Genomic DNA, 21,092 nt, shown 5'->3' with positions numbered 1-21,092 from the left:
TGCCGCCCCCTACCGCAAAACAAGAACGCCCCGCCATGACCCGGATCGCCATCCGCACCTACGCCCCCGAACACGTCACCGCACTGGCCGCCGCCGGCCTGCATCCCACGCTGGCCCGCATCCTGGCCGCGCGCGGCGTGGCCCGCACCGCCGAGCTGGCGACCGACCTGCCTGAACTGGTGCCGCCGGGCGCCATGAAAGGCATCGGCCATGCCGCCGCCTACCTCGCCGACGCCATCGCCGCCGGCAAGCGCCTGCTGATCGTCGCCGACTATGACTGCGACGGCGCCACCGCCTGCGCGGTGGGGGTGCGCGGGTTGCGCATGCTGGGCGCACGGGTCGAGTACATCGTGCCCAACCGCTTCGAGTACGGCTACGGCCTGACGCCGGAAATCGTAGCGCTGGCGGCCAGGCAGCAGCCGGACGTGATCGTCACGGTCGACAACGGCATTGCCAGCGTCGACGGCGTGGCCGCGGCCAATGCGCTGGGGATCGACGTGGTGGTGACCGACCACCACCTGCCGGGCGCCGAGCTGCCCGAGGCGGCGGTGATCGTCAACCCGAACCAGCCGGGCTGCGAATTCCCGAGCAAGAACCTGGCTGGCGTGGGCGTGATGTTCTACGTGCTGCTGGGGCTGCGCGCCGAGCTGCGCCGGCGCGGCGTCTACACCCAGGCCACCCAGCCGCCGCTACAGACACTGCTCGACCTGGTGGCGCTGGGCACGGTCGCCGATGTGGTCAAGCTCGACACCAACAACCGCATTCTGGTGGCGCAGGGGCTGCGCCGGATGCGCGCGGGACGCATGCAGCCGGGCGTGGCGGCGCTGTTCCGCGCCGCGGGACGCGAGGCGTCGCGCGCCAATACCTTCGACCTCGGTTTCGGGCTGGGGCCACGGCTGAACGCGGCAGGCCGGCTGGCGGACATGTCGCTGGGCATCGAATGCCTGCTGACCGATGATGCCAACCGCGCCTGGGAAATCGCGCAGGAACTCGACGGCATGAACCGCGAGCGGCGCGATATCGAAGCGGGCATGCAGCAGGAGGCCCTGCAGATCCTGGAGCAGCCGCTGGCTGGCCCGGACCCGTCGGCGCGCTTTACCGTCAGCGTGTTCAACGACACCTGGCACCAGGGCGTGATCGGCATCGTCGCGTCGCGGCTCAAGGACAAGTTCCACCGCCCCACCATCACCTTCGCGCCCGGCGACGAAGCCACCTTCAAGGGCTCGGGCCGCTCGATCCCGGGCTTCCACCTGCGCGACGCCCTCGACCTGGTGTCCAAGCGCTGCCCCGGCATGATGGTCAAGTTCGGGGGCCATGCCATGGCGGCCGGCCTGACCGTGCGCGCCGAGCGCTTTGCCGAGTTCCAGGAAGCCTTCGAAGCGGTCGGCAAGGAATGGCTGACCGACGACCAGCTTGCGCGCGTGATCGAGACCGACGGCGATATCGAGGACCACTGCTTCAGCCCGGAATTCGTCACCCTGCTGGAGCAGCAGGTGTGGGGCCAGGGCTTCCCGGCACCGACCTTTTGCGGCGAGTTCGACGTGCTGCGCCAGAGCGTGCTCAAGGGCAAGCACCTGAAGCTGCAGCTGGGGCGCGGCAGCCAGCGCTTCGACGCAATCTGGTTCAACCACGCCGAATCGCTCGGGGCCAGCGCGCAGGTGGCCTACCGGCTCGACAACAACACGTTCAACGGCGTCACGCGCGTGCAGTTGGTGATCGAGCACGCGCAGTAGCGCGCCGGGGCCCTGGGGCTTGTCCCCCGGTCTTAGCCGCGCGACGGCAGGTACGCCATCGGATCAACCGGCTTGCCGTTGCCCCGCACCTCGAAGTGCAGCTCGCTGGCGCTGGCGCCCATGCGGCCCACGTCCTGTCCGGCCGAGATCGTGGCGCCCTCGCTGACCAGCGGCTGGTCCAGGTTGCCGTAGACCGTCAGCCAGTCGTCGTTGTGCTTGACGATCACCAGCATGCCGTAGCCGCGCAGGTTGCCCACATGGATGGCCCGGCCAGCGGCGGCCGCGCGCACCGTGCCGTTGGCCGGCACCGCGATGGTCAGGCCCTTGCTGCCCGGCGGCGAGTAGCCCGCGGTGACGCGGCCGTCGGCTGGCCATTGCAGGCGGATACCGCCAGCGGGCGGCCGCGAACTGCCGCTGTCGACACGCGGCGTGTCGGTCACGGCCTGGCCGGTGCCGGTGGATGCCGTCGCGCCGGCGCCGCCGGCAGGCCGCACGCGGATCAACTGGCCCACCTCGATCTGGCTGGGGCTGGTGATGTCGCTGTTCCAGCGGGTCAGGTCGCGCACGGTGCGGCCGTGCTTGCGGGCGATCGAATAGAGCGTATCGCCCCGTTCCACGCGGTAATAGCCATCCGGCACGGGGCCGCCGGTGGTGCCGCAGCCGGAAGCGACCGCGGCGGCCGTGGCGGCAATCAGCAGGCCCAGCGCGCGGCGCCGGCCTGGCTCGATGTCATGTCTGGTTTTCGTCATGCGTCCCTGTTTGTCTTCATGCCGCGGGCGGCTTGCGAGTGCGTATTATCGCCGCGTGCGCTGCCCGGCACCGCCGGATAGACCATCGCACGCGCTTTCCGTTCGCCGCGCGCCCATGCCGGGGGCGGCCGCAATCCCCGAATCCGCGACCGGTTCCGGGAACCAATCCGCTATAATTCACGGTTTTCGAAGCGCAGGAACATCATGGAAGCAGAACGCCTCAACGCCATCTCCGGTGCCATCTCCGATCTCCGTTCCCGGACGGAAGATCTACGGGGGTATCTTTGACTACGATGTCAAAGTAGGAAGGCTGGACGAAGTCAACGGCCTGCTGGAAGACCCGGACGTCTGGAACAACCCCAAGCGCGCCCAGGATCTCGGCAAGGAAAAGAAGAGCCTCGAGGGCGTCGTAGGCGTCCTGGGCAAGCTCACTGACGACCTTGGCGGCGCCGAGGAGCTGTTCGAACTCGCCAGGGAAGAAGGCGACGACGAGACCCTCGAATCGATCGAAAGCGACGTCAAGGGCTTCGAGGAGATTGTGGCGGACATGGAATTCCGCCGCATGTTCTCCGGGGAGATGGACCAGGCCAACGCCTTCATCGACATCCAGGCCGGCGCCGGCGGCACCGAAGCGTGCGACTGGGCCTCGATGCTGCTGCGCCAGTACCTGAAGTACTGCGAGCGCAAGGGCTTCAAGGCCGAGGTGCTGGAAGAGTCCGAAGGCGACGTGGCCGGCATCAAGAGCGCGACCATTAAGATCGAGGGCGAATACGCCTTCGGCTACCTGCGTACCGAGACCGGCGTGCACCGCCTGGTGCGCAAGTCGCCGTTCGATTCGTCGGGCGGGCGCCATACCTCGTTCTCATCGGTGTTCGTCTATCCCGAGGTGGACGACTCGTTCGAAGTGGAAGTCAACCCGGCTGACCTGCGCGTGGATACCTACCGCGCCTCTGGCGCCGGCGGCCAGCACATCAACAAGACCGACTCGGCTGTGCGGATCACGCACATCCCGACCGGCATCGTGGTGCAGTGCCAGAATGACCGCTCGCAGCACCGCAACCGTGCCGAGGCCATGTCGATGCTGAAGTCGCGCCTGTACGAGCACGAGATGCGCAAGCGCCAGGCCGAGGCCGACAAGCTCGAAGCCGGCAAGACCGACGTGGGTTGGGGCCACCAGATCCGCTCCTACGTGCTGGACCAGAGCCGTATCAAGGACCTGCGCACCAACGTGGAAATGTCCAACACCCAGAAAGTGCTGGACGGCGACCTGGATCCGTTCATCGAGGCCAGCCTCAAGCAGGGACTGTAAGGCCGTGCCGGGCTGCCCGTCCCGCGCCCTTTGGCGCGGCGGCGGCACCCACGGCGGCACAGCAGCATCACCGCATTCGCTGTATCGACAGCTGTACCTCACTGCTGTACCGCCGCACCTGCGGCCTTTCCGACCGGGGCACCATGAGCGAAGCCAATCACCTCTACATCATCACCGGCGCCTCGCGCGGGCTGGGCGCGGCTTTGACCAACGCCCTGCTCGTGCCGGGCAACCGCCTGATCTGCGTCGCGCGCAGCCGCAACAACGAGCTGGAGCGCATCGCCACCATGAGCGGCGTGCCGGTGGCCTGGCACCTGCAGGACCTGTCCCAGGCCGGCCCCGCGGCCACCTGGCTGGCCAGCGTGATCGATACCCTCGACCAGCCGCCGGCCAGTGCCACGCTGATCCTGAACGCCGGCGTGGTCGAACCGATCGGCCCGGTCTCGCGCCTGCAGGAAAGCACGCTGGTGCCGCACCTGCTGACCAACCTGGCGGCGCCGATGACGATGACCGCGGCCTTCCTGGAGCGCACCGAGAAGTTCGACTGCCCGCGCAAGGTGCTGGCGATCTCTTCCGGCGCGGCGCGCCGCCCGATCGAGGGCTGGAGCGCCTATTGCGCCGGCAAGGCAGGCCTGGACATGTTCATGCGCTCGGTCAACGCCGAGTACGCGCAGGCACCGGCGCCCCGCACCGTGCGCGCGGTGGCGCTGGCGCCGGGCGTGATCGATACCGGCATGCAGGACGTGATCCGCAACGCCGAGTTTGCCCAGGTGCAGCGTTTCCGCGACCTGAAGGCGAACCAGCAGCTCGCTTCCGCCGAGGAAACCGCGGGCCGCATCGTCGCCTACCTGCACCGCCCGGATTTCGGCAGCACCGAGCTGGACGATCTCCGCAATTACTGAAGCCATACTGAACCCGCGCGCGGCCCGCCGCGTGCGACGCTACAAGACATCATGACCGAACCGAATCACGCCCAGGCCAAGTCGCAGGCCAAGCCAGCCGCCGCGGATACGCCCGCCGTCGACGAGAACAAGATCATCGCGGAGCGGCGCGAGAAACTGGCCGCGCTGCGCCAGCAAGGCGTGGCCTTCCCCAACGATTTCCGCCCCACCCACCAGGCCGCCGCGCTGCATGCGCAATATGGCGAGACCGACCAGGCCGCGCTCGAAGCCAGCCCGGTCGAGGTCGCCATCGCCGGCCGCATGATGCTCAAGCGCGTGATGGGCAAGGCCAGCTTCGCCACCGTGCAGGACGGCAGCGGCCAGATCCAGTTCTACATCACGCGCGACAAGGTCGGCGAAGAGGTCTACGCCGCCTTCAAGCACTGGGACCTGGGCGACATCATCAGCGCCCGCGGCGAGCTGTTCCGCACCAACAAGGGCGAACTGTCGGTGCAGGTGCGCGAGCTGCGCCTGCTGTCCAAGTCGCTGCGCCCGCTGCCGGACAAGTTCCACGGGCTGGCCGACCAGGAGATGAAGTACCGCCAGCGCTATGTGGACCTGATCGTCTCGCCGGAAACGCGCAACACCTTCCGCGCCCGCACCAACGCGATCTCGTCGCTGCGCCGCCTTATGGCCGACGCCGGCTTCATGGAGGTGGAAACGCCGATGCTGCACCCGATCCCGGGCGGCGCCGCGGCCAAGCCCTTCATCACGCACCACAATGCGCTGGACATGCAGATGTTCATGCGCATCGCGCCCGAGCTGTACCTGAAGCGGCTGATCGTCGGCGGCTTCGAGCGCGTGTTCGAGATCAACCGCAACTTCCGCAACGAGGGGGTGAGCCCGCGCCACAACCCCGAGTTCACCATGATGGAGTTCTACGCGGCCTACACGGACTACCGCTGGCTGATGGACTTCACTGAAGACCTGATCCGCAAGGCCGCGATCGACGCGCGCGGCAGCGCCGTGCTGACGTACCAGGACCGCGAGCTGGACCTGTCGAAGCCGTTCCACCGCCTGACCATCTGCCAAGCGATCCAGAAGTTCGCGCCGCAGTACACCGACGCGCAACTGGCCGATGCGGAATTCCTGCGTGTCGAGCTGAAGAAGTTCGGCGTCAACACCAACGCGCCGCAGTTCCTCAATGCCGGGCTGGGCACGCTGCAGCTGGTGCTATTCGAGGAAACCGCCGAGAGCCAGCTGTGGGAGCCGACCTTTATCGTCGACTACCCGGTCGAGGTCTCGCCGCTTGCGCGCGCTTCGGACACGGTGCCGGGCATCACCGAGCGTTTCGAGCTGTTCATCACCGGCCGCGAGATCGCCAACGGCTTCTCGGAGCTGAATGATGCCGAGGACCAGGCCGACCGCTTCCGCAAGCAGGTCGAGCAGAAGGATGCCGGCGACGAGGAGGCGATGTATTTCGACGCCGACTATATCCGCGCGCTGGAATACGGCATGCCCCCGACGGGCGGCTGCGGTATCGGCATCGACCGCCTGGTGATGCTGCTGACCGATAGCCCGAATATCCGCGACGTCATCCTGTTCCCGCACCTGCGCAAGGAAGACTGACGCTTTGCTCGCGCCCCTCTTCCGTGTGCGGAAGAGGGGCGCGAGCGTGTACTTCAAGTCCCTTCCCTTCGGTCGCCGTTTTGTTACAGCGCCGCCTCTCCTCTTCCCCAGACCCCTCGTAACCCACTGACACAAAAGGCCTTTTCCGCCTACATAAATTTACAAAAACAAACGGAAAACACCCCCCGCTTCCGCCAAACTGGTTCCATCCCATCGCGGCCATCGCCGCACCGGAGCCACAATGCAGAGCCAAGCCACTTCGCACGACCACACCCCCGCCCCGCTGCCGTCGCAACGCCGGCTGCATCCGCTGATCGGCGCGGCAGCCGTGGCCGTGGTCATTGCCAGCCTGACCGCCGTCGCCGCCGTCACTGGCGTGCTGCCGCTCAGCAAGGCCGGTCCTGACTTGAACGCGCAGCAAAGCCAGCAAAGTGCGCAGGCGCCGCAAGGGCCTTTGCCTGTTACCACGCAGACCGCGCCGCCGGGCAGTACGACCCGCCCGCCTGTCTATGACGACGGCCAGCCAGCGCAATCGCGCCAGAGCGCTACCGCCTCGGAGCCGACGCAAGCGGCGCCGCGTACTACTACCGCGCGCCAGGCCGCCAAGGGCAGCCCGTATGCCGGCCGCATCGTCGCCGTCACGCCGATACAGACCCAGAAGCCCAACACCAGCGGCCTGGGCGCGCTCGGCGGCGCGGTGGTCGGCGGCCTGCTTGGCAACCAGGTCGGCAAGGGCAATGGCCGTATCGTCGGCACTGTAGTCGGTGCGGTGGGCGGCGGGGTCGCGGGTAACCAGATCGAGAAGGCCGTGAGCAAGGATACCCACTATGAAGTGCGCGTCCGCATGGATGACGGCAGCCACCGAACCTTCACCTATGAAAAGGATCCCGCGGTACAGGTCGGCGAGCGCGTGCACATGGAGAACGGTGCGCTGGTCAGAGGCTGACACCGACGCTCGCGCAGTACCAACGGAAAAGGCCGGCGAATCACGCCGGCCTTTCTGCTTCTTCCCGATACAGAGCGCTTACTCCGCTTCCTGGATCCATGCTTGCTGGATCGCTTCCAAGATCTTCTCTCCCGAACGCGCCGGATCGTCGGCGAAGCCGTCGAGCTCCAGCACCCAGCTGCGCAGTTCCGTAAAGCGCACGCCGGCGGGGTCGACATCAGGATATTTGTCGTACAGCGCTGCGGCGATATCGTAGGTATCGGTCCACTTCATGGGTTCGTTCTCCGCTGAGATCTGTGCCGGCGGCTCAGTGGCCTTCCTTGGCGTGGTTGATGGTGTACTTGGGAATCTCGACGGTCAGGTCTTCCTCATCGACGATGGCCTGGCACGACAGGCGCGAATTCGGCTCCAGGCCCCAGGCCTTGTCGAGCAGGTCCTCTTCCTTCTCCTCGGCCTCGTTGAGCGAGTCGAAGCCTTCGCGCACGATCACATGGCAAGTGGTGCAGGCACAGGATTTCTCGCACGCGTGTTCGAGATCGATACCGTGGGAAAGCAGCGAGTCGAGGACGCTGACGCCCTTCTCGGCCTCGATCACCTTCCCTTCCGGGCAGTATTCGACGTGGGGCAAAACAATGATCTGTGGCATGTCGTTTCCTGGGTTCTGTAGTGCGGTGCAGGCGCGGTGATCAGCCCAGTTCCTGCACCTTGCGCCCGGCCAGCGCGCTCTTGATCGAGCGGTCCATGCGGCGGGCGGCAAATTCATCGGTGCCGTGCGACAGTTTTTCCACCGTGGCGCGGATCGCCAGGTGGTCTTCACCCCTGGCGATCTCGCGCACGCCGGCGATCAGCGCTTCGACCTGCGCGCGCTCTTCGGCCGACAGCAGGTCGCCATCGGTTTCCAGCGCACGCTCGGTGGCCTCGACCAGGCGGTCGGCCTCGACACGTTCTTCTGCCAGCGCGCGGCTCTTCATATCGTGCTCGGCCTCGCGGAAGCTGTCCTGCAGCATGCGCGCGATATCGTCGTCGGCCAGCCCGTACGACGGCTTGACCGTCACCGAGGCTTCCACGCCCGAATGCGTCTCGCGCGCGGTCACGGACAGCAGCCCGTCCGCATCGACCTGGTAGGTCACGCGGATGCGCGCCGCGCCCGCCACCATCGGCGGGATGCCGCGCAGTTCGAAGCGCGCCAGCGAGCGGCAGTCGCTGGCCAGCTCGCGCTCGCCCTGCAGCACGTGGATCGCCATCGCGGTCTGGCCGTCCTTGAAGGTGGTGAATTCCTGCGCGCGCGCCACCGGGATGGTGCTGTTGCGCGGGATGATCTTCTCGACCAGGCCGCCCATGGTCTCGACGCCCAGCGACAGCGGGATCACGTCGAGCAGCAGCCAGTCTTCGCCCGGCGCATGGTTGCCGGCCAGCAGGTTGGCCTGCATCGCGGCGCCCAGCGCCACCACGCGGTCGGGGTCGAGGTTGGTCAGCGGAGTCTGGCCAAAGTAATCGCCCACCGCCTTGCGGATCGACGGCATGCGCGTGGCGCCGCCGACCAGCACCACACCCTTGACGTCGTCGGGCGTCACGCCGGCGTCGCGCAGCGCCTTGCGCACAGGCGCCAGGGTCTTCTGCACCAGATGCGCGGTGATCTTCTCGAAAGTCTCGTCAGTCAGCGTCAGGTGGACGATCTCGCCGGAGTCAAGCACTGCGTCGATCACGGTGCTGTCCGCTTCCGACAGGGCTTCCTTGGCGGCGCGCGCGCGCACCATCAGCAGGCGCATGTCCTGCGCCGACAGCGGCTGCAGATTGGCCTGCTCGACGATCCAGCACAGCAGGCGCTGGTCAAAGTCATCGCCGCCCAGCGCGGAATCGCCACCGGTAGCCATCACCTCGAACACGCCGCGTGTGAGCTTTAGCACCGAGATATCGAAGGTGCCGCCGCCCAGGTCATAGACCGCGTAGACGCCTTCGGCCGCGTTGTCGAGGCCATAGGCAATGGCCGCGGCGGTCGGCTCGTTGAGCAGGCGCAGCACTTCCAGGCCGGCCAGGCGCGCGGCGTCCTTGGTCGCCTGGCGCTGCGCCTCATCGAAATATGCCGGCACGGTGATGACCGCGCCGACAAGGTCGTCGCCCAGCGTGTCTTCGGCGCGCTGGCGCAGCGTGGCCAGGATTTCTGCCGAGATTTCCACCGGGCTCTTCACGCCGGCGGCGGTCTTGATCTGCACCATGCCGGGCGCATCGACGAAGTCGTACGGGCTGTGCTCGATATTGGCCACGTCGCGCAGGCCGCGGCCCATGAAGCGCTTGACCGAGACGATGGTGTTCTTGGGATCGCGCACCGCTTCGTCCTGGGCCCGATAGCCGATATGCGCGGTACGGTCCGGCAGGTAGCGCACGACCGACGGCAGCAGCGCACGGCCGCGCTCGTCGCCCAGCACCTCGGGGATGCTGCTGCGCACCGCGGCCACCAGAGAGTTGGTGGTGCCGAGGTCGATGCCGACGGCCAGGCGGCGTTGGTGGGGCGCCGGCGACATGCCGGGTTCGGAAATCTGGAGCAGTGCCATGGTAATTCTTCGCTGTCTTGTACGGCAGGGGAAACCGCCATGCGGGCGGTTTTCAAGCCGGGCGCCATTGTGTCACGGCCCCGGCAATCGTGCCGGTCAGTCTTCCAGCCGGTCGATGGCCTCGCTGGTATCGTGCTCGATCTTCTCGATAAACATCAGTTGGCGCACCGCGCCGCCGGCTGCTTCGTTGTCGCCGCCGTCAAGCAGCGCGCCCAATGCGGCGTGGGCCTCGCGCTTTTCCTGGCGCAGCTCGCGCAGCAGTGCATCGAGGCGATCCACGTCGCGTGCTTCCACCGCTTCCTGCAGCGCTTCGCGCCACTCCATCTGCTGCATCAGGAAGGCGGGCGACATGGCGGTGTTGTTCTCCGCCTGCACATCCACACCGCGCAGCTTCAGCAGGTAGGTCGCGCGCCGCAGCGGCTGGCGCAGCGTGCGATAGGCTTCATTGGCATGCGCGGCCCACTGCATGGCCACGCGGCGCTCGGCATCGCCGGCGTTGGCGAAGCGGTCCGGATGCGCCTGCGACTGCACGGTGCGATAGGCCGCATCCAGCGCGGCCTCGTCGACGCCGAACTGCGCCGGCAGGCCGAACAGCGCAAAAAAATCGTCTTTCAACTGCTTCCCCAAGAAAAAAGAGCGGCCGCGCCGCCCCTTCGTCCATTTGCCGCCATTAGCGGCCGTTAGCGGCCGGCAGGCTGGCTGGCCCGCGCCAGGGCCCACTCCGCCGGCGGTTCGTTGCGGTCGCACTTCAGGCAGTTCACCCGCGTGCCGATCATGCCGGCGCGGCCCTGCTCGCTCTGCGTCCACGGCCGCAACTGCCACGGCGGATCGTGCCGGACGTGCTGGCCATGGCCGCAATCGAGTTCGGCCACCCAATGGCCTTCCTCGTCCCGGTGGAACTCGGTGATGCTGCGCTCCACCGACGCTACCGCAATGCTGCTCAGACCGTGAACGACTCGCCGCAGCCGCACTCGTCCTTGACGTTGGGGTTGTTGAAGCGGAACCCTTCGTTCAACCCTTCGCGCGCATAGTCAAGTTCGGTGCCATCGATGTACGGCAGGCTCTTGGCGTCAACGATGACCTTGATGCCGTGCGACTCGAACACCGCGTCTTCCGGCAGCAGCTCGTCCACGTATTCCAGCTTGTAGGCCAGGCCCGAGCAGCCGGTGGTCTTCACGCCCAGGCGCAGGCCCACGCCCTTGCCGCGGCGCTCCAGGTAACGGGCGACGTGCTTGGCCGCCTTCTCGGTCATCGTGATCATCGTTGCGTCTTCCTTCGTGCTTCGCTTGTCGATCGACAGGATCAGGCGGCCTTCTGCTCCGCGCCGTGCTTCTTCTTGTAGTCTTCGACAGCAGCCTTGATCGCGTCTTCAGCCAGGATCGAGCAGTGGATCTTCACCGGCGGCAGAGCCAGTTCCTCGGCGATCTGGGTGTTCTTGATCTCCAGCGCCTGGTCAACGGTCTTGCCCTTGACCCACTCGGTCACCAGCGACGACGAGGCGATGGCCGAGCCGCAGCCATAGGTCTTGAACTTGGCGTCTTCGATCACGCCAGCCTCGTTGACCTTGATCTGCAGCTTCATCACGTCGCCGCAAGCCGGGGCGCCGACCATGCCGGTGCCGACCGCATCGTCATTCTTGTCGAACGAACCGACGTTGCGGGGGTTTTCATAGTGGTCGAGAACCTTCGTGCTGTATGACATTTTGCTTACCTCTTGCGTATCTTTTGCGGGGGTATTGCTGTTATCTTTGCTGGATCCTGCAGGTACCCAAGGCGCTTAGTGCGCGGCCCACTGGATCGAATTCAGATCGACGCCGTCCTTGAACATTTCCCACAGCGGCGACAGGTCGCGCAGCTTGCCGATCTTGGACTTGAGCAGCTGGACGGTGAAGTCGATCTCCTGCTCGGTGGTGAAGCGGCCCACCGTGAAGCGGATCGAGCTGTGCGCCAGTTCATCGTTGCGGCCCAGCGCGCGCAGCACGTACGACGGCTCCAGCGAAGCCGAGGTGCAGGCCGAACCGGACGACACCGCCACGTCCTTGATCGCCATGATCAGCGACTCGCCTTCGACGAAGTTGAAGCTGACGTTCAGGTTGTGCGGTACGCGGTGCTCCAGGTCACCGTTCAGGTAGACCTCTTCCATGTCCGACAGGCCGTTCCACAGGCGGTCGCGCAGCATGCGGATGCGTTCGTTTTCGGTGGCCATCTCTTCGCGGGCGATGCGGAAGGCTTCGCCCATGCCGACGATCTGGTGCGTGGCCAGCGTGCCCGAGCGCATGCCGCGCTCATGGCCGCCGCCGTGCATCTGCGCCTCGATGCGCACGCGCGGCTTGCGGCGCACATACAGCGCGCCGATGCCCTTCGGGCCATAGGTCTTGTGGGCCGAGAACGACATCAGGTCGCACTTCAGCTTGCCCAGGTCGATCGCCACCTTGCCGGTCGCCTGAGCGGCGTCGCAGTGGAAGATAATGCCCTTTTCGCGGCAAATCTCGCCGATCTGCTCGACGTCCTGGATCACGCCGATCTCGTTGTTGACCAGCATCACCGACACCAGGATCGTGTCCGGGCGCAGCGCCTGCTTGAACACATCCATGTCGAGCAGGCCGTTTTCCTTCACGTCCAGGTAGGTCACCTCGAAGCCCTGGCGCTCCAGTTCGCGCGTGGTGTCGAGCACGGCCTTGTGCTCGGTCTTCACGGTGATGATGTGCTTGCCCTTGCCCGAATAGAAGTTCGCGGCACCCTTGATGGCCAGGTTGTCCGATTCGGTCGCACCCGACGTCCACACGATCTCGCGCGGGTCGGCGCCGACCAGTGCGGCGACCTGCTCACGCGCTTCTTCCACCGCGCGCTCCGCGTCCCAGCCGTACGCATGGCTGCGCGAGGCGGGGTTGCCGAACTGCTCGCGCAGGTACGGAATCATCTTGTCCGCCACGCGCGGGTCCACCGGCGTGGTGGCCGAGTAATCCATGTAGATGGGGAAATGTGGGGTGCTCATCGTTATGACTGCCTTTTAGGGACCGCTGTATCGCTGATTACTGTCGTTGCCTGCCGCGTGCCTTGGTAGACGCTCAGGATTGCGCCAGGCTGAATACTGAATTCACCACCCTCGCCCGGACCGGCTTTTCCTGCTTGTCGGCCTTGCCGCGCCCTGCGGCAGGGGCCGGCTGCGCGGCTTCCTCGCGCATGTCGTGCAGCACCGCCGGCTGGCGTTCGCGCTGCTGGTCCACCAGGTTCTTGAGGGAGACGGAGTCGAGGTACTCGACCATCTTCTGGTTCAGCGTTGCCCACAGTTCGTGGGTCATGCAACGCCCGGAGCCGTCATCTCCGTTACAATTGCCTTTTCCACCGCACTGGGTGGCGTCAAGCGGCTCGTCGACGGCGATGATGATGTCCGCCACCGTGACGTCTTCGGCCTTGCGCGCCAGGCTGTAGCCACCGCCCGGACCGCGCACGCTTTCGACGATCTCATGCCGGCGTAGCTTGCCGAACAGCTGTTCCAGGTAGGACAGCGAGATCTTCTGGCGCTGGCTGATGCCGGCGAGCGTCACCGGTCCCTGGTCCTGGCGCATCGCCAGGTCGATCATCGCAGTGACCGCGAAGCGGCCTTTGGTGGTCAGTCTCATGGTGCAGGGCTCTGGGGGTAAAGCGAATACTTGATCGTTTTCGTCAAGTATAAAGGTACCCGACTAATTCAGTCAACTACCCCTACCGCAGCGCATCAAGCGCCGCGCTCCCCGGCAGCCCTCGCCGGGCTTGCCGCCCCGCACGGCAAGGCCAGCGCCAACGCAATTTCAGGATGCGGCGCCGCACCGCGGATCAGTCTGCGGGATGCTGCAGCCGCTGCCGCAGCATCGCGACCAGGCCGTCGCAAGCGTCCTCGACGTAGTCCAGCACGCGCTCGAAGCCGTCGCCCTCGCCGTAGTACGGATCCGGCACTTCGTCGGCGTCGTGGCGGGTAGCGAAGCTCATCAGCAGGCGCACCTTGTCGCCGGCATCGGGATGCAGGCGCGCCAGGCCGTCGAGATTGTCGCGGTCCATCGCCAGGATCAGATCGAAGCGGTCGAAATCGGGCAGGCCAACCTTGCGGGCGCGCAGCGCGGACAGATCGTAGCCACGCCGCAGCGCTGCGCGCTGCGTACGCGGGTCGGGCGCCCGGCCCAGATGGTATTCGTGGGTGCCGGCCGAATCCAGCTCGACCAGCAGTTCCAGTCCGGCGGCCGCCAATTTGGCGCGCAGCACGCCTTCCGCCGTCGGCGAGCGGCAGATGTTGCCCATGCAACACATCAGGATGGCGTATTTCTTCATCGGTCGATCAAGGCGCAAGCGCGGCCGAGGCGGGGCGCCCAAGGCTTCCTGCCAACGTGCCCCGCGTCTGGAGAGGGGCAAATTCTAGCCGCCCGTGCGGAACGGCCGCCAAGCGTGGTCGGCCCGCCCCGGGACGCCAGGCTACGCGAGCTGTTTGGCCAGGCGCTCTCCGTGTGCAAAACCGGCCACTGTAGCGGCTTCGGCGGACTTGAAATGGTCGGTGATGCGCGAGGTCTCGGTCAGCGTGCCGGCGGCGCGGATATTGGTCCCCGGGCGGCAGACGCGCACGGTGTACGACCATTCGCTTTGCGAGCGTTGCTTGACCTGGACCTGCACTTCGTGGGTTTCATAGACCTTTTTCTTCCAGTCGCCGATTTCGGTCATTGTGTGTTCTCCTCGGGAAATGGGACAGGGTGGGCGGCTAGTTGACCTCGCCGGCATCGATGGCCCGCATCGCCGCAGCCTCGGCCAGCGCTACGGCCGCTTCCTGCGTCGGCGCATCGCCGGCGATGGCCTCGTAGGTCGGGCCAGCCGGCTCGCCAAAGGCGTCGGCAATGCGCATCTGCCCGGCGAAGCCGCCTGCGGCATTGGGCACCGCGCTGGCCACGACCAGATAGCCCCCGTACTCGAATTGGCGTTCCATGGCAGCTCCTTACGCCCGGTTCACGCCGGCAGCTTGGCCGCCAGCACCTCCAGCTTCTGGATCGGCGGCGTAGCCATGAACAACTCCGGCGCCTTGGCCATCAGCGCGGCGGCAACCTTGCCGGCCAGGTGCGCCTCACGCGCGGATTCATCGGCAAAGGCATCGAAGATGCCGAACATCGACGGCCCCACGCGCAGCGCGAACCAGGCCGTGGTGCCGGTCTCCTGCTGCACCAGCGCCAGACCGTCGCGCAGGAACTGCTCGACTTCCTGCTCCTTGCCGGGCCGCGCCTCCAGCGGGACCCACAGGCCAAGCTTTACCATGATGCGCCCCCGGATCGATTCTGACGCATTTCACTATAGGCCAGCCACGGCGCACACCCGCCCCGCGGCGCAGGTTCAGGCAGGCGGCAGCGCGCCCTCGCCGCTGGCGCCGAACACCTGCGCCTTGAGCTTGGCCAGCTGGTCGCGCACCTGTGCCGCCTGCTCGAATTCCAGGTTGCGGGCATGGTCGAGCATGAGCTTTTCCAGCCGCTTGATTTCCTTCGACACCTGCTTCTCGCTCATGTCTTCGTAGCGCGCCTGCTCCTGCGCGGCCTGCAGCTCGGCCTTGGCATCGCTGGCGTTGTACACGCCGTCGATGATGTCCTTGATGCGCTTGACCACGCCGCGCGGAATGATGCCGTTGGCCTCGTTGAAGGCCATCTGCTTGGCGCGGCGTCGCTCGGTCTCGCTGATGGCCTTCTGCATCGAGTCGGTCATGCGGTCGCCATACAGGATGGCGGTGCCATTGACGTTGCGCGCGGCGCGGCCGATGGTCTGGATCAGCGAGCGCTCAGCGCGCAGGAAGCCTTCCTTGTCGGCATCCAGGATCGCCACCAGCGAGACCTCGGGGATATCCAGGCCCTCGCGCAGCAGGTTGATGCCGACCAGCACGTCGAAGGTGCCCAGGCGCAGGTCGCGGATGATCTCGACGCGCTCCACGGTGTCGATGTCCGAGTGCAGGTAGCGCACCTTGACGCCGTTCTCGGACAGGAACTCGGTCAGCTGCTCGGCCATGCGCTTGGTCAGCGTGGTCACCAGCACGCGCTCGTTGACCTCCACGCGCGCGTGGATTTCCGATAGCAGGTCATCCACCTGCGTGGTCGCCGGACGCACGATGATAGTCGGGTCGACCAGCCCGGTCGGGCGCACCACCTGCTCCACCACCTGCCCCGCATGCTCCTGCTCGAACTGCGCGGGCGTCGCGCTGACGAACATCACCTGCCGCATCTTGCGCTCGAACTCGTCGAACTTGAGCGGCCGGTTGTCCAGTGCCGACGGCAGCCGGAAACCGTACTCGACCAGCGTAGTCTTGCGCGCGCGGTCGCCGTTGTACATGCCGTTGAGCTGGCCGATCAGCACGTGCGACTCGTCCAGGAACATCAGCGCATCGGACGGCAGGTAGTCGACCAGCGTCGGCGGCGGCTCGCCGGGGCGCGCGCCGGACAGATGGCGCGAATAGTTCTCGATGCCCTTGCAGAAGCCCAGCTCCGAAAGCATTTCGAGATCGAAGCGGGTACGCTGCTCCAGCCGCTGCGCTTCGACCAGCCGGTTTTCCTTGTGGAAGAACTCCAGCCGGTCGCGCAGCTCGTCCTTGATCGCCTCGATCGCGCGCAGCACGGTCTCGCGCGGCGTCACATAGTGGCTCGACGGATAGACCGTAAAGCGCGGGATCTTCTGTTTCACGCGGCCGGTCAGCGGATCGAAGAATTGCAGGGATTCCACTTCGTCGTCGAACATCTCCAGCCGCACCGCCATCTCGGCATGCTCCGCCGGGAAGATGTCGATGGTGTCGCCGCGCACGCGGAACGTGCCGCGCTGGAAATCGGTCTCGTTGCGGGTGTACTGCATCGCAATCAGGCGCGCGATCACGTCGCGCTGGCTGATCTTGTCGCCGGCCCGCAAAGTGAGAATCATCTGGTGGTATTCGTTCGGGTTGCCGATACCATAGATCGCCGAGACCGTCGCCACGATCACCGTGTCGCGGCGCTCCAGCAGGCTTTTGGTCGCCGACAGCCGCATCTGCTCGATATGCTCGTTGATCGACGAGTCCTTCTCGATGAACAGGTCGCGTTGCGGGACGTAGGCCTCAGGCTGGTAGTAGTCGTAGTAGCTGACGAAGTACTCGACCGCGTTGCGCGGAAAGAACTCGCGGAACTCGGCATACAGCTGGGCCGCCAGCGTCTTGTTGGGCGCGAACACGATCGCCGGCCGCCCCAGGCGGGCGATCGTGTTGGCCATGGTGAAGGTCTTGCCCGACCCGGTCACGCCCAGCAATGTCTGGTAAGACAGGCCGTCCTCCACCCCCTCCACCAGCTGGCGGATCGCCTCCGGCTGGTCCCCGGCGGGCGGGAACGGCTGGTACAGCTGGAACGGGGAGCCGGGAAATGTGACGAATTTGCTTTCGTCCAGGGCCGGCGCGGCTTCTGCAAGGTTCGACATAGGGGGCGGGATAGCGGGAAGAGGTAATAAAGAAGTAACGAAAGAAGTGATGGCGAGATTAGGGAAAAACCTCAGGAAAACGGGCGGATACGCTAGAATCTTGGGGTTGACAGCCCCCGGTTCAAGCCGCCTCAAGCCGTTCCCAACGGCGTGGGGCCGATTCCGCCCAGAACGGAATGGGGGCCTGCCAGCCGCCAGCGCAGTCCGGAGCATTCTACGCCTTCCCGTTTTCTTTCATTGCCGACCACGAGATTCCAAATGAGTTTGTTTTCTGCCGTCGAGATGGCCCCGCGTGACCCGATCCTGGGCCTCAACGAAGCCTTCAATGCCGACACCCGCGCCACCAAGGTCAACCTGGGCGTTGGCGTGTACTTCACCGACGAAGGGAAAATCCCCCTGCTGCGCGCCGTCCAGGAGGCAGAAAAAGCCCGTCTGACCACCGCCACCCCGCGTGGCTACCTGCCGATCGAAGGCATCGCCGCCTATGACCAGGCCGTGCAGACGCTGCTGTTCGGCAAGGAATCGCCGCTGATCACCGAAGGCCGCGTGGTGACGGCCCAGGCACTGGGCGGCACCGGCGCGCTGAAGATCGGCGCCGACTTCCTGAAGCGCCTGTACCCGGACGCCAAGGTCGCCATCAGCGACCCGAGCTGGGAAAACCACCGCGCCCTGTTCGAGGCCGCCGGCTTCCCGGTCGTCAACTACGCCTACTACGACGCTGCCAGCCACGGCCTGAACTTTGCCGGCATGGTGGAATCGCTGAAATCGTACCCGGCCAACACCATCGTCGTGCTGCACGCCTGCTGCCATAACCCGACCGGTGTCGACCTGTCGCCCGAGCAGTGGAAGCAAGTGGTGGAACTGGTCAAGGAACGCAACCTGATCCCGTTCCTGGACATGGCCTACCAGGGCTTCGCCGACGGCATCGACGCCGACGGCGCCGCCGTGCGCCTGTTCGCCGACTCCGGCCTGCCCTTCTTCGTGTCGAGCTCGTTCTCGAAGAGCTTCTCGCTGTACGGCGAGCGCGTGGGCGCGCTGTCGATCGTCACCACTGGCAAGGAAGAAGCCCAGCGCGTGATGTCGCAGGTCAAGCGCGTGATCCGCACCAACTACTCCAACCCGCCGACGCACGGCGGCACTGTGGTCGCCACCGTGCTGAACAGCCCGGAACTGCGCGCCATGTGGGAAGAGGAGCTGGCCGAGATGCGCGACCGCATCAAGCTGATGCGCCATGCGCTGGTGGACAAGCTGGCCGCCAAGGGCGTACCGGGCGACTTCTCCTTCGTCAAGGCCCAGCGCGGCATGTTCTCGTACTCGGGCCTGACCTCGGCCCAGGTGGACCGGCTGCGCAACGAACACGGCATCTACGCCGTCGGCACCGGCCGCATCTGCGTGGCGGCGCTGAACAGCCGCAATATCGATGCGGTTGTCGATGCGATCGCAGCGGTGATGTAACGCTGCCGGCGTTGCTGCAGGGCAACGCACCATGACTGGCGTCAGGATCACATGGCGTCCCAAAAAAAGCGGCCTCGGCCGCTTTTTGCATTTGTTTTCAGTCTTGTAGGACAGTGTCATCCAAAAATCAGGCGAATGCCTTATTGTGTTCCGCAGATGGGGAAGTACCTTAAGGTATATGCTGCAAAGCAAGATCGTTAGCACGGTCGTTCGAGAACGGGCATAATCCGCGACGATCCCCACGTGTATTGTCAGTACATTAGTACTTGGTGGTACGTGACCCAAAGTAAGACCAGGCAGAAACGGCATGCTCTACCAACTGCATGAGTTCCAGCGCTCGATCCTCCACCCGCTGACCGCGTGGGCCCAGGCGACCGCCAAGACTTTCACCAATCCCCTCAGCCCGATGTCGCTGGTGCCCGGAGCCCCCCGACTTGCGGCGGGCTACGAGTTGCTGTACCGGCTCGGCAAGGAATACGAAAAGCCCGCGTTCGACATCAAGTCGGTCCGCTCCAACGGGCGCGACATCCCCATCGTCGAGCAGTCCGTGCTGGAAAAGCCGTTCTGCAAGCTGCTGCGCTTCAAGCGCTATGCCGACGACCCGGAGACCATCAAGCTGCTGAAGGACGAGCCGGTGGTGCTGGTGTGCGCGCCCCTGTCGGGCCACCATGCCACGCTGCTGCGGGACACCGTGCGCACGCTGCTGCAGGACCACAAGGTCTACGTGACCGACTGGATCGACGCGCGCATGGTGCCGGCTGAAGACGGCGCCTTCCACCTGTCGGACTACATCTACTACATCCAGGATTTCATCCGCCATATCGGCGCCGAGAACCTGCACGTGATTTCCGTGTGCCAGCCGACCGTGCCGGTGCTGGCCGCGATCTCGCTGATGGCTTCCGCCGGCGAGACGACGCCGCGCACCATGACGATGATGGGTGGCCCGATCGATGCCCGCAAGAGCCCGACCGCGGTCAACTCGCTGGCCATCAACAAGTCGTTCGAGTGGTTCGAGAACAACGTCATCTACACTGTGCCAGCCAACTACCCCGGCCACGGCCGCCGTGTGTATCCGGGCTTCCTGCAGCATGCCGGCTTCGTGGCGATGAACCCGGACCGGCACCTGTCCTCGCACTATGACTATTACCTGAGCCTGATCGAGGGCGACGCCGACGACGCCGAGGCGCATGTGCGCTTCTACGACGAATACAACGCGGTGCTGGACATGGCCGCCGAGTATTACCTCGACACCATCCGCGAAGTGTTCCAGGAATTCCGCCTGGCCAACGGCACGTGGGCCATCGATGGCAAGCCGGTGCGGCCGCAGGATATCAAGGACACCGCGCTGATGACGGTGGAGGGTGAACTGGACGATATCTCGGGCGCGGGCCAGACCGCCGCCGCCCACGACCTGTGCAGCGGCATCCCGGAAAACCGCAAGCAGCATGTAACCGCGCCGCATTGCGGCCACTACGGGATTTTCTCGGGCCGGCGCTGGCGCGAGGACATCTATCCGGACCTGCGCGATTTCATCCGCAAGTACCACCAGCCCGCGGCGAAATAACGCTGCCGCAGACAGGACAACGCCCGCAATCGCGGGCGTTTCTGTTTATGGCGCGCTCTCGGGACAGCAGGAGCGCTTCAGGTAGCAGAGCAGCATCTCGGTATGCAGCTCGGCAAAGCGCTCATGCTCGTGCTGCGAAGCCACATCGCGGCCGGTCACGGCGCTGATGGTGTAGCGGTTGGACAGCACGTAGTAACCCAGCGCCGAGATCGTCAGGTAGAACTGCGGCACGTCGATGTTGTCGCGGAACACGCCCTGCTGCTGCCCCCTGTGGATCACATCGGCCAGCACGTCCACAACCGGGTTGATCAGTTGCTGCAGCTGCGCGGATTTCTTCAGGTGGCGGGCTTCGTGCAGGTTCTCGCTGTTGATCAGGCGGATGAACTCGGGGTGCTGGTAGTACCAGTCCCAGACAAAACGGGCCAGCGCGCGCACGCCCGCGATCGGATCTTCGTCGACCAGGTGCAGCTTCTCTTCGGCGGCGCGGAATTCGGCGTACTGTTTTTCCAGCACGGCCAGGAACAGCCCTTCCTTGCTGCCGTAGTAGTAATACAGCATGCGTTCGTTGGTTTCCGCGCGCCGGGCAATCTGGTCGACGCGGGCGCCGGCCAGACCACCCTTGGCGAATTCCTCGGTGGCCGCAGCGAGGATGCGTCGGCGCGTCCCTTCGGGGTCGCGTTTGGTCTTGGTCTCTGTTGACATGGATGGCAGGTCGATCGTTGCGCGGATTATGGCACACGCCGGAATGCGGCAGTCCGGCTGCGCGACGCGCATCATCCCCGTTTCTGTCCATTGGCGAAATCGGGGATAATCCTTGCGGCGCGAGGGCTCGAAGAAGCCCGAC

23 protein-coding genes are annotated in these 21,092 nt (G+C 65.7%); 7 read left to right on the top strand and 16 right to left on the bottom strand.

From position 1 onward, the window contains the following. The first annotated feature begins 35 nt into the window (after positions 1-35). A complete protein-coding gene (recJ, locus tag K309_RS0113265; protein ID WP_029046877.1) occupies positions 36-1,733 on the top strand; it encodes a single-stranded-DNA-specific exonuclease RecJ in 1,698 nt (565 codons plus the stop codon). 32 nt (positions 1,734-1,765) lie between these two features. On the opposite strand, the gene K309_RS0113260 is transcribed toward recJ, so the two are convergent. Beyond that, entirely contained in the window at positions 1,766-2,482 is a 717-nt protein-coding gene (locus tag K309_RS0113260) for a peptidoglycan DD-metalloendopeptidase family protein (RefSeq protein WP_029046876.1), read from the bottom strand. Positions 2,483-2,686: 204 nt separating this feature from the next. On the opposite strand from K309_RS0113260, the gene prfB reads away from it, so the two are divergent. The 4 genes from prfB to K309_RS0113240 all read left to right on the top strand — a co-directional run bounded on the left by prfB (position 2,687) and on the right by K309_RS0113240 (position 7,247). After that, positions 2,687-3,791, top strand: a protein-coding gene (gene prfB, locus K309_RS41675; protein WP_156914353.1) for a peptide chain release factor 2 whose coding sequence is annotated in 2 segments (ribosomal slippage) — positions 2,687-2,767 and positions 2,769-3,791 — 1,104 coding nt in all. Because the reading frame shifts where the segments join, the coding sequence is not laid out codon by codon here. Between the two features lie 143 nt (positions 3,792-3,934). Continuing rightward, a complete protein-coding gene (locus K309_RS0113250; protein ID WP_029046874.1) occupies positions 3,935-4,693 on the top strand; it encodes an SDR family oxidoreductase in 759 nt (252 codons plus the stop codon). A 51-nt stretch (positions 4,694-4,744) separates the two neighbouring features. Beyond that, entirely contained in the window at positions 4,745-6,301 is a 1,557-nt protein-coding gene (lysS, locus tag K309_RS0113245) for a lysine--tRNA ligase (RefSeq protein WP_029046873.1), read from the top strand. 241 nt (positions 6,302-6,542) lie between these two features. Next, entirely contained in the window at positions 6,543-7,247 is a 705-nt protein-coding gene (locus tag K309_RS0113240; protein ID WP_029046872.1) for a glycine zipper 2TM domain-containing protein, read from the top strand. Between the two features lie 78 nt (positions 7,248-7,325). Here K309_RS0113240 and iscX read toward each other — a convergent pair whose 3' ends face one another. From iscX to uvrB, 14 genes are all read right to left on the bottom strand, one after another. Then, positions 7,326-7,520: a Fe-S cluster assembly protein IscX gene (gene iscX, locus K309_RS0113235; protein ID WP_029046871.1), complete on the bottom strand. Its 195-nt coding sequence runs from the start codon at positions 7,518-7,520 to the stop codon at positions 7,326-7,328. 34 nt (positions 7,521-7,554) lie between these two features. Then, entirely contained in the window at positions 7,555-7,893 is a 339-nt protein-coding gene (fdx, locus tag K309_RS0113230; RefSeq protein ID WP_025582290.1) for an ISC system 2Fe-2S type ferredoxin, read from the bottom strand. A 40-nt stretch (positions 7,894-7,933) separates the two neighbouring features. Beyond that, entirely contained in the window at positions 7,934-9,799 is a 1,866-nt protein-coding gene (gene hscA / locus K309_RS0113225; RefSeq protein WP_029046870.1) for a Fe-S protein assembly chaperone HscA, read from the bottom strand. A gap of 96 nt (positions 9,800-9,895) precedes the next feature. After that, a complete protein-coding gene (gene hscB / locus K309_RS0113220; RefSeq protein WP_029046869.1) occupies positions 9,896-10,414 on the bottom strand; it encodes a Fe-S protein assembly co-chaperone HscB in 519 nt (172 codons plus the stop codon). Between the two features lie 65 nt (positions 10,415-10,479). Next, positions 10,480-10,719 carry a DUF3565 domain-containing protein gene (locus tag K309_RS0113215; protein WP_029046868.1) on the bottom strand — a complete coding sequence of 80 codons (240 nt, stop codon included), beginning with the start codon at positions 10,717-10,719 and terminating at the stop codon, positions 10,480-10,482. 20 nt (positions 10,720-10,739) lie between these two features. Continuing rightward, positions 10,740-11,060 carry an iron-sulfur cluster assembly protein IscA gene (gene iscA, locus K309_RS0113210; protein ID WP_010809024.1) on the bottom strand — a complete coding sequence of 107 codons (321 nt, stop codon included), beginning with the start codon at positions 11,058-11,060 and terminating at the stop codon, positions 10,740-10,742. Positions 11,061-11,101: 41 nt separating this feature from the next. Beyond that, the gene (iscU, locus tag K309_RS0113205; protein ID WP_010809025.1) at positions 11,102-11,500 is read right to left on the bottom strand and encodes a Fe-S cluster assembly scaffold IscU; all 399 of its coding nucleotides are present in this window, start codon (positions 11,498-11,500) and stop codon (positions 11,102-11,104) included. A 75-nt stretch (positions 11,501-11,575) separates the two neighbouring features. Further along, positions 11,576-12,799 carry an IscS subfamily cysteine desulfurase gene (locus tag K309_RS0113200; RefSeq protein ID WP_304413082.1) on the bottom strand — a complete coding sequence of 408 codons (1,224 nt, stop codon included), beginning with the start codon at positions 12,797-12,799 and terminating at the stop codon, positions 11,576-11,578. 67 nt (positions 12,800-12,866) lie between these two features. Then, the gene (gene iscR / locus K309_RS0113195; protein WP_029046866.1) at positions 12,867-13,421 is read right to left on the bottom strand and encodes a Fe-S cluster assembly transcriptional regulator IscR; all 555 of its coding nucleotides are present in this window, start codon (positions 13,419-13,421) and stop codon (positions 12,867-12,869) included. 193 nt (positions 13,422-13,614) lie between these two features. Next, positions 13,615-14,103: a low molecular weight protein-tyrosine-phosphatase gene (locus K309_RS0113190; RefSeq protein ID WP_029046865.1), complete on the bottom strand. Its 489-nt coding sequence runs from the start codon at positions 14,101-14,103 to the stop codon at positions 13,615-13,617. A gap of 141 nt (positions 14,104-14,244) precedes the next feature. After that, on the bottom strand, positions 14,245-14,487 hold the full coding sequence (locus K309_RS0113185) for a hypothetical protein (RefSeq protein ID WP_029046864.1): 243 nt from the start codon (positions 14,485-14,487) through the stop codon (positions 14,245-14,247). A 37-nt stretch (positions 14,488-14,524) separates the two neighbouring features. Then, the gene (locus K309_RS0113180; RefSeq protein WP_029046863.1) at positions 14,525-14,746 is read right to left on the bottom strand and encodes a hypothetical protein; all 222 of its coding nucleotides are present in this window, start codon (positions 14,744-14,746) and stop codon (positions 14,525-14,527) included. A 20-nt stretch (positions 14,747-14,766) separates the two neighbouring features. Continuing rightward, positions 14,767-15,069, bottom strand: a complete 303-nt coding sequence (locus tag K309_RS0113175) for a putative quinol monooxygenase (protein WP_029046862.1) — start codon at positions 15,067-15,069, stop codon at positions 14,767-14,769. A 75-nt stretch (positions 15,070-15,144) separates the two neighbouring features. Further along, positions 15,145-17,229 (bottom strand): excinuclease ABC subunit UvrB, encoded by a 2,085-nt coding sequence (gene uvrB / locus K309_RS0113170; RefSeq protein WP_029046861.1) that lies wholly within the window; start codon positions 17,227-17,229, stop codon positions 15,145-15,147. Positions 17,230-17,487: 258 nt separating this feature from the next. Here uvrB and K309_RS0113165 point away from each other — a divergent pair, with 258 nt between their 5' ends. Together K309_RS0113165 and K309_RS0113160 are read left to right on the top strand one after the other, a co-directional pair. Then, positions 17,488-18,684: an amino acid aminotransferase gene (locus K309_RS0113165; protein WP_029046860.1), complete on the top strand. Its 1,197-nt coding sequence runs from the start codon at positions 17,488-17,490 to the stop codon at positions 18,682-18,684. A 307-nt stretch (positions 18,685-18,991) separates the two neighbouring features. Next, the gene (locus tag K309_RS0113160) at positions 18,992-20,248 is read left to right on the top strand and encodes a polyhydroxyalkanoate depolymerase (protein WP_029046859.1); all 1,257 of its coding nucleotides are present in this window, start codon (positions 18,992-18,994) and stop codon (positions 20,246-20,248) included. Positions 20,249-20,293: 45 nt separating this feature from the next. Here the strand turns inward: K309_RS0113160 and K309_RS0113155 are convergent, their stop codons facing one another. After that, positions 20,294-20,950: a TetR/AcrR family transcriptional regulator gene (locus K309_RS0113155; RefSeq protein ID WP_029046858.1), complete on the bottom strand. Its 657-nt coding sequence runs from the start codon at positions 20,948-20,950 to the stop codon at positions 20,294-20,296. Positions 20,951-21,092 lie beyond the last annotated feature (142 nt).

Source organism: Cupriavidus phytohabitans (assembly GCF_000426345.1).
Taxonomy (GTDB): Bacteria; Pseudomonadota; Gammaproteobacteria; order Burkholderiales; family Burkholderiaceae; genus Cupriavidus.
The sequence above is the reverse complement of the archived record's forward strand: the minus strand, read 5'-3'. Positions and strand labels throughout refer to the sequence as shown.